This is a genomic window from Herbaspirillum sp. VT-16-41 (genome assembly GCF_001994935.1).
Lineage (GTDB): Bacteria > Pseudomonadota > Gammaproteobacteria > Burkholderiales > Burkholderiaceae_D > Herbaspirillum > Herbaspirillum frisingense.
Genome location: NZ_MUXB01000095.1, coordinates 96,807 through 114,603, shown reverse-complemented (window position 1 = coordinate 114,603; position 17,797 = coordinate 96,807). Strand labels below are relative to the sequence as shown.

At 63.9% G+C, this 17,797-nt stretch carries 18 protein-coding genes; 11 read left to right on the top strand and 7 right to left on the bottom strand.

All coding sequences use genetic code 11. From position 1 onward, the window contains the following. Positions 1-15 precede the first annotated feature (15 nt). The 6 genes from accC to BTM36_RS07450 form a co-directional block, all read right to left on the bottom strand. Entirely contained in the window at positions 16-1,395 is a 1,380-nt protein-coding gene (accC, locus tag BTM36_RS07475) for an acetyl-CoA carboxylase biotin carboxylase subunit (RefSeq protein ID WP_006463606.1), read from the bottom strand. 103 nt (positions 1,396-1,498) lie between these two features. Next, complete coding sequence (gene accB / locus BTM36_RS07470; RefSeq protein WP_006463607.1) at positions 1,499-1,969, bottom strand: acetyl-CoA carboxylase biotin carboxyl carrier protein; 471 nt, start codon at positions 1,967-1,969, stop codon at positions 1,499-1,501. A 124-nt stretch (positions 1,970-2,093) separates the two neighbouring features. After that, positions 2,094-2,531 (bottom strand): type II 3-dehydroquinate dehydratase, encoded by a 438-nt coding sequence (gene aroQ / locus BTM36_RS07465; RefSeq protein WP_006463608.1) that lies wholly within the window; start codon positions 2,529-2,531, stop codon positions 2,094-2,096. A gap of 122 nt (positions 2,532-2,653) precedes the next feature. Further along, positions 2,654-3,175 carry a TlpA disulfide reductase family protein gene (locus tag BTM36_RS07460; protein WP_077235770.1) on the bottom strand — a complete coding sequence of 174 codons (522 nt, stop codon included), beginning with the start codon at positions 3,173-3,175 and terminating at the stop codon, positions 2,654-2,656. Further along, positions 3,175-3,822, bottom strand: coding sequence for a hypothetical protein (locus BTM36_RS07455; RefSeq protein ID WP_077235899.1), 648 nt, complete (start codon positions 3,820-3,822; stop codon positions 3,175-3,177). Before BTM36_RS07455 ends, BTM36_RS07460 begins: the two co-directional genes overlap by 1 nt. A gap of 49 nt (positions 3,823-3,871) precedes the next feature. Continuing rightward, positions 3,872-4,897 carry an AraC family transcriptional regulator gene (locus BTM36_RS07450; RefSeq protein WP_077235769.1) on the bottom strand — a complete coding sequence of 342 codons (1,026 nt, stop codon included), beginning with the start codon at positions 4,895-4,897 and terminating at the stop codon, positions 3,872-3,874. 275 nt (positions 4,898-5,172) lie between these two features. On the opposite strand from BTM36_RS07450, the gene BTM36_RS07445 reads away from it, so the two are divergent. The 11 genes from BTM36_RS07445 to BTM36_RS07395 all read left to right on the top strand — a co-directional run bounded on the left by BTM36_RS07445 (position 5,173) and on the right by BTM36_RS07395 (position 16,422). Then, positions 5,173-6,906 (top strand): methyl-accepting chemotaxis protein, encoded by a 1,734-nt coding sequence (locus tag BTM36_RS07445; protein ID WP_077235768.1) that lies wholly within the window; start codon positions 5,173-5,175, stop codon positions 6,904-6,906. 8 nt (positions 6,907-6,914) lie between these two features. Then, the gene (locus BTM36_RS07440; protein WP_174616821.1) at positions 6,915-7,241 is read left to right on the top strand and encodes a hypothetical protein; all 327 of its coding nucleotides are present in this window, start codon (positions 6,915-6,917) and stop codon (positions 7,239-7,241) included. An 84-nt stretch (positions 7,242-7,325) separates the two neighbouring features. Further along, positions 7,326-8,708, top strand: a complete 1,383-nt coding sequence (gene mpl / locus BTM36_RS07435) for a UDP-N-acetylmuramate:L-alanyl-gamma-D-glutamyl-meso-diaminopimelate ligase (protein ID WP_077235767.1) — start codon at positions 7,326-7,328, stop codon at positions 8,706-8,708. Beyond that, positions 8,705-9,295, top strand: a complete 591-nt coding sequence (locus BTM36_RS07430; protein ID WP_077235766.1) for a YqiA/YcfP family alpha/beta fold hydrolase — start codon at positions 8,705-8,707, stop codon at positions 9,293-9,295. Before mpl ends, BTM36_RS07430 begins: the two co-directional genes overlap by 4 nt. Continuing rightward, on the top strand, positions 9,295-9,900 hold the full coding sequence (locus tag BTM36_RS07425) for a chorismate lyase (RefSeq protein WP_077235765.1): 606 nt from the start codon (positions 9,295-9,297) through the stop codon (positions 9,898-9,900). The genes BTM36_RS07430 and BTM36_RS07425 overlap by 1 nt, the downstream gene beginning before the upstream one ends. 16 nt (positions 9,901-9,916) lie before the next feature. After that, on the top strand, positions 9,917-12,010 hold the full coding sequence (locus BTM36_RS07420; protein WP_077235764.1) for a ribonuclease catalytic domain-containing protein: 2,094 nt from the start codon (positions 9,917-9,919) through the stop codon (positions 12,008-12,010). 55 nt (positions 12,011-12,065) lie between these two features. Beyond that, positions 12,066-12,947 (top strand): TonB C-terminal domain-containing protein, encoded by an 882-nt coding sequence (locus tag BTM36_RS07415; RefSeq protein WP_006463615.1) that lies wholly within the window; start codon positions 12,066-12,068, stop codon positions 12,945-12,947. Positions 12,948-13,038: 91 nt separating this feature from the next. Continuing rightward, positions 13,039-13,854 carry a shikimate dehydrogenase gene (aroE, locus tag BTM36_RS07410; RefSeq protein ID WP_077235763.1) on the top strand — a complete coding sequence of 272 codons (816 nt, stop codon included), beginning with the start codon at positions 13,039-13,041 and terminating at the stop codon, positions 13,852-13,854. Positions 13,855-13,941: 87 nt separating this feature from the next. Continuing rightward, a complete protein-coding gene (gene mtgA / locus BTM36_RS07405; RefSeq protein ID WP_077235762.1) occupies positions 13,942-14,649 on the top strand; it encodes a monofunctional biosynthetic peptidoglycan transglycosylase in 708 nt (235 codons plus the stop codon). Positions 14,650-14,850: 201 nt separating this feature from the next. After that, positions 14,851-15,816, top strand: coding sequence for a magnesium/cobalt transporter CorA (gene corA / locus BTM36_RS07400; RefSeq protein WP_006463618.1), 966 nt, complete (start codon positions 14,851-14,853; stop codon positions 15,814-15,816). A 138-nt stretch (positions 15,817-15,954) separates the two neighbouring features. Beyond that, the gene (locus tag BTM36_RS07395; protein WP_077235761.1) at positions 15,955-16,422 is read left to right on the top strand and encodes a glycine zipper 2TM domain-containing protein; all 468 of its coding nucleotides are present in this window, start codon (positions 15,955-15,957) and stop codon (positions 16,420-16,422) included. A gap of 207 nt (positions 16,423-16,629) precedes the next feature. Here the strand turns inward: BTM36_RS07395 and BTM36_RS07390 are convergent, their stop codons facing one another. Continuing rightward, the gene (locus BTM36_RS07390; RefSeq protein WP_077235760.1) at positions 16,630-17,772 is read right to left on the bottom strand and encodes an anhydro-N-acetylmuramic acid kinase; all 1,143 of its coding nucleotides are present in this window, start codon (positions 17,770-17,772) and stop codon (positions 16,630-16,632) included. Positions 17,773-17,797: the final 25 nt, after the last annotated feature.

The following is a 17,797-nucleotide window of genomic DNA, read 5'->3' as shown; positions in this document are numbered from 1 at the left end:
GCGATTGGAGCGTGCTTACTTCTTCAGCGACTTTTCCGCATCCGGCGCCGTCGGACGCTCCGACAACTTATGTTCCAGATAATGGATATTGGTTCCGCCTTCGAAGAAACGGGCATCGACCATCAGCTCGCGGTGCAGCGGGATATTGGTCGAAATGCCTTCCACCACCATTTCCGACAAGGCGATCTGCATGCGACGGATGGCCTGTTCGCGGGTGGCGCCGTAGGCGATCACCTTGCCGACCATGGAATCATAGTTGGGCGGCACGAAATAGCCGGAGTAGGCATGCGAATCGACGCGGATGCCAGGACCACCCGGTACGTGCCAGGAAGTGATGCGGCCCGGCGAGGGGATGAACTTGAACGGGTCCTCGGCATTGATGCGGCACTCGATGGCGTGACCCTTCAGCTCGATGTCGCGCTGGCGGTAACGCAGCTTCTCGCCGGCGGCGATGCGGATCTGCTCCTGCACGATGTCCACGCCGGTGATCATCTCGGTGACCGGGTGCTCGACCTGCACGCGGGTGTTCATCTCGATGAAGTAGAACTCTTCGTTTTCGTACAGGAATTCGAAGGTACCGGCGCCACGGTAGTTCATCTTGCGGCAGGCTTCGGCGCAGCGTTCGCCGATCTTCTCGATGATCTTGCGCGGGATGCCCGGTGCCGGTGCTTCCTCGATCACCTTCTGGTGGCGGCGCTGCATGGAGCAGTCGCGCTCGCCCAGCCAGATGGCTTGCTTGTGCTCGTCGGCCAGGATCTGGATTTCCACGTGACGCGGATTTTCCAGATACTTCTCCATATAGACTTCCGGATTGCCAAAGGCGGCACCGGCTTCGGTCTTGGTCATGGTCACGGCATTGATCAGCGCAGCTTCCGTATGCACCACGCGCATGCCGCGACCACCGCCGCCGCCAGCGGCCTTGATGATGACCGGATAGCCGATCTTGCGGGCGATCTGGACGATTTCCTTGGGGTTGTCCGGCAGCGCGCCTTCCGAACCGGGCACGCAGGGCACGCCGGCGCGGATCATGGCCTGCTTGGCCGAGACCTTGTCACCCATCATGCGGATGTTTTCCGCGCGCGGGCCGATGAAGACGAAGCCGGACTGTTCCACGCGCTCGGCGAAATCGGCGTTTTCCGACAGGAAGCCGTAGCCCGGATGGATCGCCTGGGCATCGGTCACTTCGGCCGCGCTGATGATGGCCGGCATGTTCAGGTAGGACAGCGCGGAAGGGGCCGGGCCGATGCAGACCGACTCATCGGCCAGCTTTACGTACTTGGCTTCGCGGTCGGCCTCGGAGTGCACGACCACGGTCTTGATACCCAATTCGCGGCAGGCGCGCTGGATGCGCAGGGCAATTTCGCCACGGTTGGCGATGAGGATTTTTTCAAACATAACAGGAATGGGACGTCGCCAGTTCAAGCGTTATAGGTTCCGGAGGAGGGCCGTATCCGTAAGGACCACCGACCCTGCCGACCAGGCCAGGGACTGAATGCGATCAGCCCAGCACGAACAGCGGCTGGCCGAACTCGACCGCCTGGCCGTTTTCCACCAGGATCTGCTTGACCACGCCACCCTTGTCGGCGTCGATCTCGTTGAGCAGCTTCATGGCTTCGATGATGCACAGGGTGTCGCCTTCCTTGACTTCCTTGCCCACTTCCACGAAGGCCGGAGCGCCCGGTGCCGAGGAGCGGTAGAAGGTGCCGACCATGGGCGACTTGACGATATGACCTTCCGGCACGGCAGCTGCAGCCGGCGCGGCCGGCGCAGCGGCGGCCACCGGAGCGGCTGCCACGGGGGCAGCGGCCGGGGCATAGGCCTGCTGTTGCGGCACCATCACCACCTGGTTCTGCGCATTCGGGGACGACTTGACGATCCTGACCTTGCTTTCGCCTTCGGTGACTTCCAGCTCTTCGATCGCCGATTCAGCAACCAGGTCGATCAGCGTCTTGAGTTTTCGTAAATCCATTTGAATCCCTCGGAATGTAGATGAGTAGTATTAGAGAAGCGCCAGCGCTCTGTCGCGGCCGGCAGGTTCAGTCAAGGTCTTGCAGTACGTGAAACGATCCGTTCGGGACGGGGCGGGCCCGCCGTCAGGATTGACGCAGCCAATGGTCCACGGCCATGCGATAGCCGTCGACACCGAAGCCGCACAGGACTGCCCGGGCAATGCCGGACAGGTAGGAAAAATGCCGGAACTGCTCACGCTGGTGGATATTGGAGATATGCACCTCGATGAAGGGAATCGCCACCCCGGCCAGCGCATCGCGCAGCGCCACGCTGGTATGGGTCAGTCCACCCGGGTTGATGATGATGCCGTCCACCCCTTCGTGGCGGGCCTGATGGATGCGGTCGATCAGCGCACCTTCATGGTTGCTCTGGAACGCGACCAGGGCCGCACCGGCGGCCCGGGCCTGGTCTTGCGCGCGCTGCTCGATATCAGCCAGCGTGGTGGATCCGTAGACTTCCGGCTCCCGGGTCCCGAGCAGATTCAGGTTCGGGCCATTGAGCAGGAGAAGCTGTTTTGCCATGGAGATTAAGCTCCGTTTGACGACGATGCGCGCATTTTGCCGTCAAATGACATCATTTGGCAAGAAAAACTTTCTTTTCACGGATTTGCAGTCGCGCATGCATTTGCGCCAGCGTTGCTCTATCAGAGCTTGGAGAGGTCGGCACGCAGTTCATCGAACTTGATGCGACCCAGGTAGACCTTCTTGACTTTGCCGTCCTTGCCCACCAGAGCGGTGAAGGGGAGACCGCCTGCCTGATTGCCGAATTGCCGCAGCAAATCGGTGGCGCCGGTTCCGGCAACGAAGAGAGGATAGCGGATTTGGTACTTTTGCGCAAACTTGGCGATATTTTCCTGACTATCCACGCCAATTCCCAGAATTTGCACCGGCGCGATTTCCTGCTGCAAGGCTGTCAGCTCGGGCATTTCCTCCACGCAGGGGCCGCACCAGGTGGCCCAGAAGTTGACCACCAGCGGCCTACCCTTGTACTGCGCCAGCGACTGGGTCTGGCCGGTGGCATCCGGCATGGATTGCGACAGCAGCTGATTCAGCGCGAGCGTCTCGGGTGAGTCGGCGGGGTGGGCGCGATGGCTGGCATAGATGCCCACACCCACGCAAATCACGGCAACGACGGCCAACAGGATCACATTTTTCAGTTTCTTCATCACACGTCTTCTTCTGAAGTGGTCTCGATCAGTTGCGCCAGGGCGGCGGCGTCGCCCCGGTCGGCACGTTTTCCGGGCGCCACGCGCAGGCTGCCGCGCAGATCATCTTCGTCGTACAGGGCCAGGTGCGCCAGTTCCGGATCGGCGCCGCGCTGGGGCAGCAGGAAACTCAGGGTCTCGACCGCCTGACCGGTGCGGAAGTGCGCGGTCTCGCCGACCTCGAAGTTCACATTCTTGTTGAGCAGGAAGATCTCCACATCCTTGGCGCTGGGCGAGAACAGCTGCAGGTGGATGTCAGAATGTTCACCTGCGGTGCCATTCCAGACTGCGCCGGTGATGTAAGGATTGAAATGTTGCAGATCCTGCATCAGCTGCAGCGCTACCCGGCGCAGGTGCAAGAGGCGCGCCGGCTGGGTGTCGGCAAAGAAGAGCTCATTGTAGATGCGCACTTCTTCTTCGATCTGCTCGTTATCGGGCATGATCTCGCCCCTGGCCTTCTGGTTGCCCAGGATCTGGCGGGCGGCCTTGCGCTTGGCGCTGCCATAGTCGGCGCCGTCCTCGGCAATCATGCGGGCAGCGGCGGCGGCAATCTCTGCACGCAGTTGCTCGGTGGGGGAGGTGAATTCGAATTCAGACATGGCCGCTATGATACCCGCAGCCGGGCGAGGCCGTGCCCGCCTGCCGTCATGCATCCCCTCATTTCACCTGACGCCTGCCCAGCGTCGCCTGCGGGCTTTCACCAAACTGTTTCTTGTAATAGCGCATGAACAGATAGAGATGGGTAAAGCCCCAGCTCAGCGCGATGTGCGGGATTTCAGGCGGGATGGCCGGGTCCAGCAGGTCTTCCCGCACCCGTGCCAGGCGCTGGGTCCGCAGGTATTCCATCGGCGTCATTTGCCGGTATTTGCGAAATCCCGACTGCAGTGAGCGCACGCTGATGGCGGCGTGTTGGGCAATGTCGACGAGCGTGATGGGCGCCGACAGCCTGGCCATGATGAACTCGACGGCCCGCTTGATCTGGCGCGGCGCGGGCGCGGCAGGGTGGCGTGCCAGGGCGTCCGAATGATTGTGCGGCAGGTTGTGCAGGATCAGGTAGCTTGCCGCCTGCAGCAGATTGGCCATGGCCAGCGGTGCATGCTTGAGCGGTGCCGCTCCCACCAGCCCCTGGGCGACGATGTCGATGAGCGATGTCAGTGGCGCCAGCAGGTGCGGCGCCTGCACCAGCGGGGAGTGGAAGTGCAGTTGCCGGTGTACCGGGGCATCGAGCAGCATGGACAGTTTCAGCGTCAGACCATGCCGCGAAAAGAAGAAGCCCTGTCCCGATGACTGGCTGGAACAGGCGATCTGCTGCGTCTGCCCCAGGTCGAGGAGGATGCCACTGCCACCGCGACACTCGATGACGTCGGCGCCGGTTTGCCAGGACAGCGTGCCGCTGCGCGGGATGTACAGGCTGTAACCGTCAATTTCGGGCGGATTGTGCAGGACCCATCCAGAGGGACTGGAGGAGCGATATGCCCCTCCCTTGGGCAGCAGGAAATATTCACTTTCATAGTGCAGGGGCCCGTGATGCCCCTCCGGCAGCTCTACCTTCGCGTTTGTCTCCTGCAGCCATGCATCGCTGGTTTCCGGGCTGGAGAGTGTGACCTCGGTTCTTGAACCCGGGAGGGGAATGGAGGTTTGCTTTTTGATACGGCTTTCGATCAGAAAAGCGCTCAGTGGCATTTTCTGTTGCTTCCATGGCGTTTCCAAGGGGGCAGCATGTCGATTAGGGTCAGAAAATGTTTAACGAAAGTTCAAGTTCTTCTTGTGATTTTCCCTCAAGGTCCGGGCGTCCTCTCCACGGAAACGAAGCGCTCCGAAAAAATGCGCAGGAATTTTTTTCGGGAAGGGGAACTGCAGCGAGGATGCGGTTAAGTTCGGGGGCAGCATGGGTGCCAGTCCGGCTGCGGTAGCCGGAACGGCGCCATTTTTTGCATATCCGACGACGAGGGAAAGTCATGAATTGGTTCTACAACCGGAGAATTGCCACCAAACTATTACTGGCCTTCGCCTGCCTGCTATTGTTGACGGGCGCGCTAGGGGGCTTTGCCGTACTCCAGATCAACCAGGTCAATCAGGCAACGGGCGAGCTGGCCAGCAACTGGTTGCCCAGTATTCGCTCGCTCAATGACCTGAAAGTGGCGCTTTCCCGGCTACGCGCCAACGAGGCCCAGATGGCGCTCTACGACGACGATGCGACGCAACGCAAAGCCATCGTCGCCATCATGAACAAGAATCTGGAAACGCTGGCTCTTGCGCGCAAGACCTACGCCGCCCAGATCTCCGAGCCCGGGGAAAAGGCGCTTTTCCCCAGCGTCAATGAGCGCATCGAGAAATTCATCGCCTTGCATGGCCAGACCATTGCCGACATCGAGGCGGGCAGGGCAGATGAGGCCAAGCGCGTGCTGCTGGGCCAGGCATTCCAGAACTATCTGAGCCTGCTCGATGAAATCGACAAGCTGGCCCAGGTCAACCTCGACGGCAGTGTGCAGTCCACCCGGACCGCAGAGGCCACCTACCAGCAGGCAAGGGTATGGGTGGTGTCCATCCTGGCCGGCGCCTTGCTTGCAGGCTTGGCGCTGGCCTTGTTCATCGCCCGGGTGATCTCCACGCCACTGCGTACGGCCGGCGAGTTCGCCCACCGTATTGCCGCCGGTGACCTGACGGCCGAGATCGCAGCGCAATCCCGGGACGAGACCGGACAACTGACCGAGGCGCTGGTGTCGATGAATACCAGCCTACGACGCATCGTCAGCCAGGTCAGGAGCGGCACCGACACCATTGCCACGGCCTCCGGCCAGATTTCCAGCGGTAACCTGGACCTGTCGAGTCGTACCGAAGAGCAGGCCAGTTCGCTGGAGGAGACGGCCTCGGCCATGGAAGAGCTGACCTCCACCGTACGACAGAATGCCGAGAATGCACGGCAGGCCAACCAGCTGGCCCTGAGCGCTTCCACCATTGCCGAAGAGGGCGGTAACGTGGTGCGCCAGGTGATCCAGACCATGGGACGTATCGATACATCGTCCAAGAAGATCGTGGACATCATCAGCGTCATCGACGGTATCGCCTTCCAGACCAACATCCTGGCGCTCAACGCGGCCGTGGAGGCCGCGCGCGCCGGGGAACAGGGGCGCGGCTTCGCAGTAGTCGCCACCGAGGTGCGTTCGCTGGCGCAGCGTTCGGCCACCGCAGCCAAGGAGATCAAGACGCTCATCGACAATTCGGTGGAGCAGGTCGGCCTGGGCAGTGGACTGGTCCAGCAGGCCGGGGTGACGATTTCCGAGGTGGTGTCCAGTGTGCAGCGCGTTACCGACGTGATGGCCGAAATTTCCGCCGCCAGCAATGAACAGACGCAGGGCATCGAGCAGGTCAACCAGGCGATCACCCAGATGGACGAGGTCACCCAGCAGAATGCCGCACTGGTGGAAGAGGCCGCCTCTGCCTCGCACTCGCTATCCCATCAGACCAGACAGCTGTCCGAACTGGTCGGCGTGTTCCGTCTGCCGGGCGGCCCTCGCGCACAGGCGGCAAGCCCCGAAATCATCGATGAATCCGCGCCATTGCCGCCACGCGCAGTTCGTCTTGGGCACCCCCGGCCTGGCCCGGCCCGCGCCCACAGTGCGGTGTTAGCGGGCAGTGCCGGTGCGGCAGCCGGCCATGGCGCAGCCGATGACGCGTGGGAAACCTTCTGAGGTGCGGCATGGCTAAGCCCGGCAAGGCCGAACTGGACCAGATCCGTCACGAGCTGGCTACTGTCTACCAAGATGCTGCCTGGAAGGTCGCCGCCCTCGTGGTGCGGGTCAGCACGGTCAGGAATGGTCTGGACCAACCCCTCCAGCCCGAGGAATGGCAACATCTCAAGTTGCTCATCAACCGGCTCGACAGCACGGCCCGGCATGCCGAGCAGGTGCTCAGGCGCCTGCTCATCCTTCGCGGGCCGGACAACTGTTCCACAGACCGCGGCAACCTGTCCTCCTCCGACCTGCCAACGCCGCCACCCGGCGCCGGGAATGGGGGCGGCCCATGAGCATGGCAGCGCTGGCTGGCCTGCGGGGATAGGGAGGATGGGCCGGCTCAGGTAAAATCTCGGGATTACACCCCAAGATTCGCTATGCACATACATATCCTCGGCATCTGCGGCACCTTCATGGGCGGTCTGGCCGTGCTGGCCAAGCAGGCCGGCCATACCGTGACCGGCTGCGATGCCAATGTCTATCCGCCGATGAGCACCCAGCTGGAAGCCCAGGGCATTACCCTGATCCAGGGTTTCGAGCCGTCCCAGGTCGAGTTGAAGCCGGACCTGTTCGTCATCGGCAACGTGGTCTCGCGCGGCAATGCGCTGATGGAAGAAATCCTCAATCGCGGCCTGCCCTATGTCTCCGGCCCGCAGTGGATGGGCGAGAACATCCTGCAGGACAAATGGGTCCTTTCGGTGGCCGGCACCCACGGCAAGACCACCACCTCGGCCATGCTGGCCTGGGTGCTGGAGCATGCGGGTTACCAGCCCGGCTTCCTGATCGGCGGGGTGCCGATGAACTTCGGGATCTCGGCGCGCCTGGGTAGCGATGGCCAGGGGGGACCTTCGCCCTTCTTCGTCATTGAAGCCGATGAGTACGACACCGCCTTCTTCGACAAGCGCAGCAAGTTCGTCCATTACCGTACCCGCACCGCGATCCTGAACAATCTGGAATACGATCACGCTGACATCTTCCCCGATCTGGCCGCCATCGAGACCCAATTCCACCATCTGGTGCGTACCGTGCCGGGCATCGGCCGGCTCATCGTCAATGGCCGCGAACCGGCATTGCAGCGCGTGGTGGCACGCGGTTGCTGGAGCGAACGCGAGGACTTCGGCGTGGCCCAGGGTCAGCCGGGCTGGTCCCTGCAGACCCACGAGGACGGGCGCTTCGATGTCTTCTTCGAGGGCCAGTTGCAAGGCACCGTGGTCTGGGAACTGACCGGCGAGCACAACCGCATGAACGCCCTGGCGGCCATCGCCGCCGCCCGCCATGTGGGTGTGCCTGCAGCCCAGGCCATCGAGGCGCTGGGGGCTTTCCAGAGCGTCAAGCGGCGCATGGAACTGCGCGGCAGCGCCAATGGCGTGGCTGTCTATGACGATTTCGCCCACCATCCGACCGCCATCGCCACCACCGTGGCCGGCCTGCGCAAGAAGGTCGGCGACGCCCGCATCCTGGCCGTGCTGGAGCCCCGTTCCAACACCATGAAGCTGGGCACCATGAAGGAAGCCCTGCCCGGCAGCCTGGCCGAGGCCGACCTGGTGTTCGGCTTCGGTGCCCGTTCCGGACGCGACGCGCTGGGCTGGGACCTGGCCGAGGCACTGGCGCCGCTGGGCCAGAAGGCAGCCGCCTTCGATGAGCTCGATGCCCTGGTGCAGGCCGTCAAGGCCGCCGCCAGGCCGGGCGACCACGTGCTGGTGATGAGCAATGGCGGGTTCGGCGGCGTACACCAGAAGCTGCTGGACGCGCTGGCATGATCCTGTACCTGCACGGTTTTCGTTCCTCGCCGCAATCCTTCAAGGCGCGGGTGATGGGGCAGCGCATGGCCGAGCTGGGCTTGCAGGACGACTACCTCTGCCCGCAACTGCCGGCTTCGCCCGCCGCAGCCATCGCCCTGGCCGGGTCGCTGGTGGCCGGTGTCGACCCGGCGCGGCTGACTGTCGTCGGGTCTTCGCTGGGCGGCTTCTATGCCACCTGGCTGGCTGAACACCTCGGTTGCCGCGCCGTGCTGCTCAATCCGGCGGTCAAGCCGCCACGCGACCTGGAATCCTATGTTGGCGTGAGCACCCAGTATCACTCCGACGAACCCTTCGAATTCAAGCACGAATACATCGGCGAACTGCGCTCGCTGGTGGTCCCGGCCATCAGCCGCCCGCAGCGCTACCTGCTGCTGGCCGCCACCGGCGACGAAGTGCTGGACTGGCGCGAGATGGTGGCCCATTACCCGGGTGCGCGTCAGATCGTCATCCAGGGGAGCGACCACGGCATGGCCGAATTCGTGGACTACCTGGACGAAGTGCTGGCTTTCTGCGGTGTCGCGCCTGCGGGCAAGGTGCTGCGTTGATGCGATGTGTCCCGCGCAAGGCGCGCTGGATGGCGCACCCGCAGGCGCTGGCAACGCTGCTGGCCACCGAGGGCCAGCGCATGCGCTGCGTTCGTGCCTGGCTGGCCGACCCCGGTTCCATGACCCTGAAACTGAAGGCCCGTACCGACGCCTTCAGCGTGCGCCTGTTGCGCCAGCGGCCCGCCATGATCCTGGCCGATGAGCATGAGGCATTGGGCGTGGCGGCGCGCAGCCGGGTGGTCGAGCGCGACGTGATCCTGCATTGCGACGGCCTGCCGGTGGTGTTTGGTCACACCGTCTTGTCCACCGGATCGGTGAAATCCGACTGGCCTTTCTTCAGCAAGCTGGGCAATACGCCGCTGGGCGCCAACCTGTTCTTTGATCCGCTGGTCGGGCGCCGCCCCATCCAGTATGCTCGCCTGAGGTCCGGCCACCCGCTGATGCGCCGCATCGCGCAGGCCCTGCCGCAGACCCCGATACCGACCACCCTGCTGGCACGCCGCTCCCTGTTTACGCGGCGCGGCGGGATATTGATGGTCACCGATGTTTTCCTGCCGGCACTGGAGGCGCTGATGCGTCCGGTGCCGGCCCATGTACCAGATTGAGAAGCGATAGAAGCAGATGAATTTACTGTTCGAAGAATCCGGCGACTTCAAGGCCGGCTCCATCATGACCCAGCAGGGCGAGTCCTACCAGGTCGAGATGGCCTCCGGCAAGCGCACCAAGGTCAAGTCGCGCGACGCGCTGCTGCAGTTCGCCTCTCCTGCACCGCAGGAATTGCTGGAGCAGGCGCAGGCCATCGCCGCCGAGGTCGACCTGGACTTCCTGTGGGAAGTGGCCGGCGAGGAAGAGTTCGGCTTCACCGAACTGGCGGCCGAATACTTCGGCCACGCGCCCCTGCCACCGGAAGCCGCGGGTCTCCTGCTGTGCCTGCATCACGCGCCGATCTACTTCTACAAGAAGGGTCGCGGCCGCTACAAGGCGGCCCCGCAAGCCTCGCTGCAGGCCGCCCTGGCCGGCCTGGAAAAGAAGAAGCAGCAACTGCTGGCGCAGGCCGCCTATGTGGAAGAACTCAAGGCCCACAAGTTGCCCGAAGCCTTCCGTCCTATCGCCCTGCAATTGCTCTTCAAGCCGGACAAGAACGGCATCGAATACAAGGCCCTGGACGCCGCCGCCAAGGAACTGCAGACCACCCCGCAGCGCCTGATGCTGGCCGCCGGCGGCGTGGCCTCGCCCAAGGACCTGCACTATGCGCGCTTCCTTCATGAGTTCTTCCCGCGTGGCACGGGCTTCCCGGCCATCGACATCCCCGCGCCGACCACAGACCTGCCCACCGCCGATGTGCAGGCCTTCTCCATCGATGACGTCACCACCACCGAAATCGACGATGCACTCTCGGTGACCCGGCTGGCCGACGGCAAGCTGTGCGTGGGCATCCACATCGCCGCACCGGGCCTGGCCATCAAGCGTGGCGACGCCATCGATGCGATGGCGCGCGCGCGCATGTCCACCGTCTACATGCCGGGCGAAAAGATCACCATGCTGCCCGACGATCTGGTGGCTACCTACACCCTGGATGCCGGCGCCGCCCGCCCGGCGCTGTCGCTGTATGCCACGCTGGACCCGGCCAGCTGGGAAGTGCTGGCCACCGAAACCCGCGCCGAACTGGTGCCGATTGCCGCCAACCTGCGCCACAACGACCTCGATGACCTGGTCACCGAGGAAGCCCTGGCCGAGAATCGCGGCGACTATCCGCACAAGGACGAGATCGCGCTGCTCTGGCAATGGGTGCAATTGCTGGAGCAGGGCCGCATGGCCAAGCGCGAGGCCTTCGGCCTGCGGCCGGAACAGAACAACCGCGTGGACTTCAACTTCTACGTCGAGAACGACGTGGTCAGCATTGTCCGCCGCCGTCGTGGCGCGCCGCTGGACAAGATCGTGGCCGAACTGATGATCTTCGCCAACAGCACCTGGGGCAAGCTCATGGCCGACCACGGCGTGCCGGGCATCTATCGCGCCCAGGGCGGCGGTGCCGGCGGCTGGGCCGCCAAGATGCAGGTGCGCATGGTCACCCATGCCGCTCCCCACCAGGGCCTGGGCGTGGACCAGTACGCCTGGAGCACCTCGCCCCTGCGTCGCTATACCGACCTGGTCAACCAGTGGCAGATCCTGGCCTGCATCGAGCATGGCGTGACCGCACCGCTGGTGGCGCCCTTCAAGCCGCGTGACGCCGACCTGTTCGCCATCGTCTCCGGTTTCGACGCGGCCTATTCCGGCTATGCCGACTTCCAGTCCACCATGGAGCGCTACTGGTGCCTGCGTTGGCTGGCCCAGGAAAACGCCCGCACCGTGGAAGCGGTGGTGCTGAAGGACGAAATCCTGCGCCTGGTCGATATCCCGCTGGTGTTGCGCATGCCAGGCCTGCCGCAACTGGCGCGCGGCCTGCAGGTCAAGCTCGACCTGCTGCGCTGGGACGAGGTCGATCTCAGCGTGGAAGCACGCCTGCTGGAAGTGCCGGCTGCGGCGGCTCAGGCGCTGGCCACCGATCTGGGTGAAGACGACGAGGAGTTGCTAGAGGGCATGGCTGCGCTGGGCAGCGAGGAGGATGCCTCCAGCGACGAAGCGACCGACGCCGGGGAGGGTGAACCCGACGCTGCCGCTGAAACGGAAGCAGCGGCCGATGGCGAAAACCCGCCCGCCGCAGCGGCGCAATGAGGCGGTGCTGGCGTAGAATTGCCGCTGTCCCTATCGTCGCTTTTGCCTGCCTGCCGTGAACCTGTTTGCTCAACATCGCCTGCTCAGCGTGGCGCTCGGTATCTCGCTGCTGGTGCACGGCCTGCTGCTGGCCGTACACTTCGCCGCGCCCGATGCCTTCCGCTTCAAGCCTTCCGACCCGGAACTGGAAGTCATCCTGGTCAACGCCAAGCACGACAAGAAGCCGGTCAATGCCCAGGCCCTGGCGCAGGCCAACCTGGATGGGGGCGGCAATGCCGAGGACGGCCGCGCCAAGTCACCGCTGCCGGACATGCAGCGGGTCGAGAGCGGCGACAGCGTCAAGGCCGCGCAACGCAAGGTGGTCGAACTGGAACAGCAGCAGCGCAAGATGCTCGCGCAGCTGCAGGCGGCACAGCAGCATGTGACCAGCGCCGACCAGATCAAGCCGGTCGAGACGCCGCAGCCCAACGCGCACGACATGACCGAGACGGCCAAGGCCATGGCGCGCATGGAAGCCGAGGTCGCAAAGAACATCGAGCAATACAACAAGCGCCCGAAGAAGACCCAGATCACGCCCAGCACCCGCGAAGTCGGCTATGCCCAGTACTACAAGACGCTGCAGGACAAGATAGAAAAGATCGGTACCCTGAACTTCCCGACCCGGGACGGCAAGAAGCTCTATGGTGAACTGCTGATCGTCATCCCGGTCTTCCAGGACGGCACCATCTATGAACGCGATGGCGGCGTGGTGGTCAGGTCCAGTTCCGGCAATGCCGCACTGGACCAGGCGGCGGTGGCCATCGTGCGCCGCTCGGCGCCGTTCGGCCGCTTCCCGGAGAACATGCGCACCAGCGGCAAGGACGATGTGTGGGAAATCATCACCCGCTTCCGCTTCACGCGTGACCAGGGTGTGCAGGCCGAACTGGGGGCCGGCTGAGAGGCTGACGCACTGAGGGTCAGCGGCGCGGGGCAGGAGCGCTGACGGATCATTCAACGAAAACAGAGAACAAGGGAGCAGGCGGACCACCATGGATGAATACGTCGTCATCGGCAATCCCATTGCCCACAGCAAATCACCCGAGATCCACGCACAGTTTGCCGCCCAGACCGGCCAGCAACTGCACTACGATCGCCTGCTGGCGCCACTGCATGGCTTCAAGGCGGCGGTACAGGTGTTCCAGCGGCGTGGCGGACGTGGCGCCAATGTCACCGTCCCCTTCAAGCTGGAGGCCCATGCCCTGGCCGACCAGCTGACCGAGCGCGCCCGCCTGGCCGGCGCGGTCAATACCCTCAAGTTCGAAGACGGCCACATCCTGGGCGACAACACCGATGGTGCCGGTCTGGTGACTGACATCGTGGTCAATGCCGGCCAGGCGCTGGCGGGGCGTCGCGTGCTCCTGCTGGGGGCCGGCGGTGCCTCGCGCGGGGCACTCCTGCCGCTGCTGCAGCAAAAGCCGGCCGAATTGGTGATCGTCAACCGCACCCAGACCAAAGCGGCCGAGCTGGCCGCGCAGTTCGCCTCGCACGGCCCGGTCAGGAGCGCCGCCTATGCCGAACTGGACGGGGTATTCGATGTCATCGTCAATGCCACTTCGGCCAGCCTCACCGACGACCTGCCGCCGCTGCCGGTGTCGGTCTACGGCAGCGATACCCTGGCCTACGACATGATGTATGGCCGCCAGCCCACGATCTTCCTGCAGAGCGCCCAGCAGCACGGCGCCTGCGTGCGCGATGGCCTGGGCATGCTGGTGGAGCAGGCGGCCGAAGCCTTCCACCTTTGGCGCGGGGTGCGTCCGGCCACCGCCGAGGTGTTCGCCAGCCTGCGCGCGCAACTGGCGCAATGAGGGGCATGCGCCTAGGGTCGGCCCGGCCGGCACGCGTGAGAATCTGCACATCGTGACACCCGAGAACCACAGAACAAGAACCGGCACATGAAATCGCTACGCAAGCTGCTCTTCTGGATCATCGTCCTGCCCATCGCACTGGTGCTGCTGTTGCAGGCGTATTTCTTCGTCCAGATCTGGTGGTGGAAGGACCATAACCCCGAGTCCACCAGCTTCATGCGTCAGCAATTGTCATTGCTGCGAGAGAAGGATCCCAACGCGCAGCTGCAATTCCGGTGGACGCCGTATGCGCGCATTTCCAACAATCTCAAGCGCGCCATCATCGCCTCCGAGGATTCCAATTTCTCCGAGCATGACGGCATCGACTGGGAAGCCCTGCAAAAGGCCTACGAAAAGAACGAGAAGAAGGGCAAGGTGGTCGCCGGCGGCTCCACCATCACCCAGCAGCTGGCCAAGAATTTGTTCCTCTCCGGCGAGCGCAGCTACCTGCGCAAGGGCCAGGAATTCATCATCACCTACATGCTGGAATTCCTGCTGGACAAGCAGCGCATCTTCGAGATCTATCTCAACGTGGTGGAGTGGGGCAACGGCGTATTCGGCACCGAGGCCGCCGCCCAGCACTATTACCGCACCACGGCCGCCGGCCTGGGTGCGGAGCAGGCAGCGCGCCTGGCGGTGATGCTGCCGCGTCCGCGCTACTACGACCGCAATCGCGGCTCGGCCTATCTGGCGGCCCGTACCGGGCTGATCCTGCGCCGCATGAACGCCGCCACGCTGCCGCCCACCCACAAGTGAGCGATTTTCTTGCCGCGTGCGCATGACCGGCGTATGACGTCAGGCTGCCAGCACGGGCCTGACAACAGGCCCCGTGTCGTGCTTGCCTGCCGCCGGGGTTGAACGTACACTTGCGCACGTTTCGCGCCTGAGGTCGCGCCGGCCTGCACCGGCGGCAGCGGGTCGCCGCACTCCCACCCGCGTTCCATCCAGCGAGAGCCCATGATCAATGTATTCGTGTTGCAAAACGGACGACTGAGCCAGGTCAACATCGACAGCCGTACCGACCTGGAACAGGCGGCGCCGGTCTGGGTGGACCTGACCGAGCCGAACGACGAGGAACGCGCCTGGGTCAAGAGCATCTATGGCGTCACCCTGCCGGACGAGGATGAATTCAGCGACATCGAAGCCTCGGCCCGTTACTTCGAGGCCGAGAACGGCGACCTGCACCTGCGCACCGACTTCCTGTTCGAAGGGGATGACGATTCCTCTTCCACCATGACGGTGGCCTTCATCCTGGCCCGCAACATCCTCTTCTCGGTGCATGCCGAAGACCTGCCGGTGTTCCGTCTGGTGCGCATGCGCGCCCGTTCGCGGCCTGGCTCGATCGGCGACTATCGCGACGTGCTGCTGGACCTCTACGAGACCGATGCAGAATATTCCGCCGATGCCCTGGAAGGCATCTACCAGAAGCTGGAGGCGGTGAGCACCAGCGTGCTCAAGAAGAGCCTGTCCGACCAGGATGCCGCCGACGTACTGAACACCATCGCCCACGAAGAAGACTTGAACGGGCGTATCCGTCGCAACATGATGGATACGCGGCGTGCGGTCAGCTTCCTGATGCGCGGGCGGCTCCTGAGTTCGGAGCAGTTCGAGGACGCCCGCCAGATCCTGCGCGACATCGAATCGCTGGACGGCCACACCGCCTTCCTGTTCGACAAGATCAACTTCCTGATGGACGCCACCGTCGGCTTCATCAACATCAACCAGAACAAGATCATCAAGATCTTCTCGGTGGCGTCGGTAGCCTTCCTGCCTCCGACCCTGATTGCCAGCATCTACGGCATGAACTTCAAGCTCATGCCGGAACTGGACTGGCCCATCGGCTATCCGTTGGCGATCCTGATGATGATCGGTTCGGCCATTGCGCCGTTCTGGTACTTCCGTCGGCGCGGCTGGCTCAACTGAGTCCTATCCGTTGAGGCCTGTCTGCTGACGGCGACGTCCTCATTTCTCTGACACCGTTTCCCGGGCTTCTCCGATGCCGTGCGCGCTGCCGGCGCGGCACACTGCATCCATCGTATATCGCCAGATCAGGAGAGCCTCATGTCCACTCGCCACCATTACATTTCGCTGGCCATCGTCAGCGCCAGCTTCGCCGGCCTGCTGATCGGTTGCGCCAGCCCGCAGCAACCCTACGGCGCGGCCCCGCAGTCGCAGAACTACGATCGCGTTGCCTCCTATTCCGGTACCGGCGTGGTCGAGGCCATCGAAGTCACCCACAAGGAAAGCAACGGTGTTGCCGGTGCAGTGGTCGGCGGCGTGGCAGGCGGCCTGCTTGGTAACGCAGTCGGCGGCGGTACCGGCCGTGTACTGGCCACCGTGGCAGGCGCCGCCGGCGGTGCCTACGCCGGCAACCAGGTGCAGCGTAACAATTCGGCTGGCCACCAGGTCTACAACATCCGTGTGCGCATGAGCGATGGCTCCTTGCAGACTTTCGCGCAGGAAGACAACACCGACTTCCGCGTCGGTGACCGCGTGCGTCTGGATAACGGTCGTATCTCGCGCTACTGAGCGCACCTGATCGCTACAGAGCGTTTCATGCAGAGATGAGCAGCACCAGCTTCAGTGCCGTGCAATAGTCTTCAATAGTTCTTGAGGGCGCCGGGTGGTCGGGTGAAACCGGTCATCCAGCGCAAAAGTTCAGGCCGTCCGGCTTAGGCAGGACGGCCTTTTTCTTGTGGGCGGCCAGAGGGGGATTGGTCCGGTAGATCAGGCAGCTCAGGCAGGATAGAGCGCGCCCAGCACCCGCAGGCCACGCGCTCCGGTCACCGCCGGCAGGTTGCCCGGCAGGCGCAGGTCGAAGCGTCGCGCCAGCCAGGCGAAGGCCAGCGCTTCCACCCGTTGGGGCGCCACACCCAGCACGGCCGTCGATTGCACCTCGGCGCGCCCCTGCAGTTGCTGGCGCAGCAGGCGCATGAGCAGCGCATTTTCAGCCCCCCCACCGCAGACATAGACCTGGCCCGCATCAGGAGCATGGGCCACGATGGCATCGGCGATCGTGCTGGCGGTGAGCATGGTCAGCGTGGCCTGTACGTCGGGTGCCGGTATGGTTTGCCCGCTGCGCTGCAGGGCGGCCTGCAGCCAGTCCAGGTGGAACAGGTCGCGTCCCGAGCTCTTGGGCGGCGCGGCGCGGAAGAAGGCTTCGTCACGCAGTTGCGCCAGCAGGCCGGCGTGTACCTGGCCACTGGCGCCCCAGTCGCCGTTGGCGTCGTAGCTGCGCTGCAGGTGCAGCTGTATCCAGCCATCCATGAGTGCATTGCCGGGGCCGGTATCGAAGCCATAGGCCCCTTCTTCACCGGCCGGCAGGATGCTGACATTGGCGATGCCGCCGATATTGACCACTACCCGCGATTGCGACGCATCGCCGAAGATGGCCCGGTGGAAGGCCGGTACCAGCGGCGCACCCTGGCCGCCGGCGGCCACGTCCCGGCTGCGGAAGTCGGCCACCACGTCGATGCCGGTCAACTCGGCCAGCAGCGCCGGGTTGTTGGTCTGGCGGGTGAAGCCCAGTTCCGGGCGATGGCGGATGGTCTGTCCGTGTACCCCTACCATGCGCAAGTCGGCCGCCGATTTGCCCGACTGCAGCAGCAGTTGCGCCACGCAGTCGGCGTAGTGCACCGCCAGTGCATTGGCGGACATGGCTTCGCGTTCGATCTCGTTGGGACCGGCTGCCTGCAGTGCCATCAGGTCGGCACGCAGATGGTCGGGGAAGGGAACGTAGGCCGCTGCCAGCGTGGCCGAAATGGCCTGGCCGTCGAAGTCGGCCAGCACGCCATCGACGCCATCGAGGCTGGTACCGGACATGAGGCCGATGTAGAGGGAAGGGGGCCGGGAAGACGACGGGGACGAAGAAGAACTCATGGCAGGGGCGCAGGAAAAAGAAAAG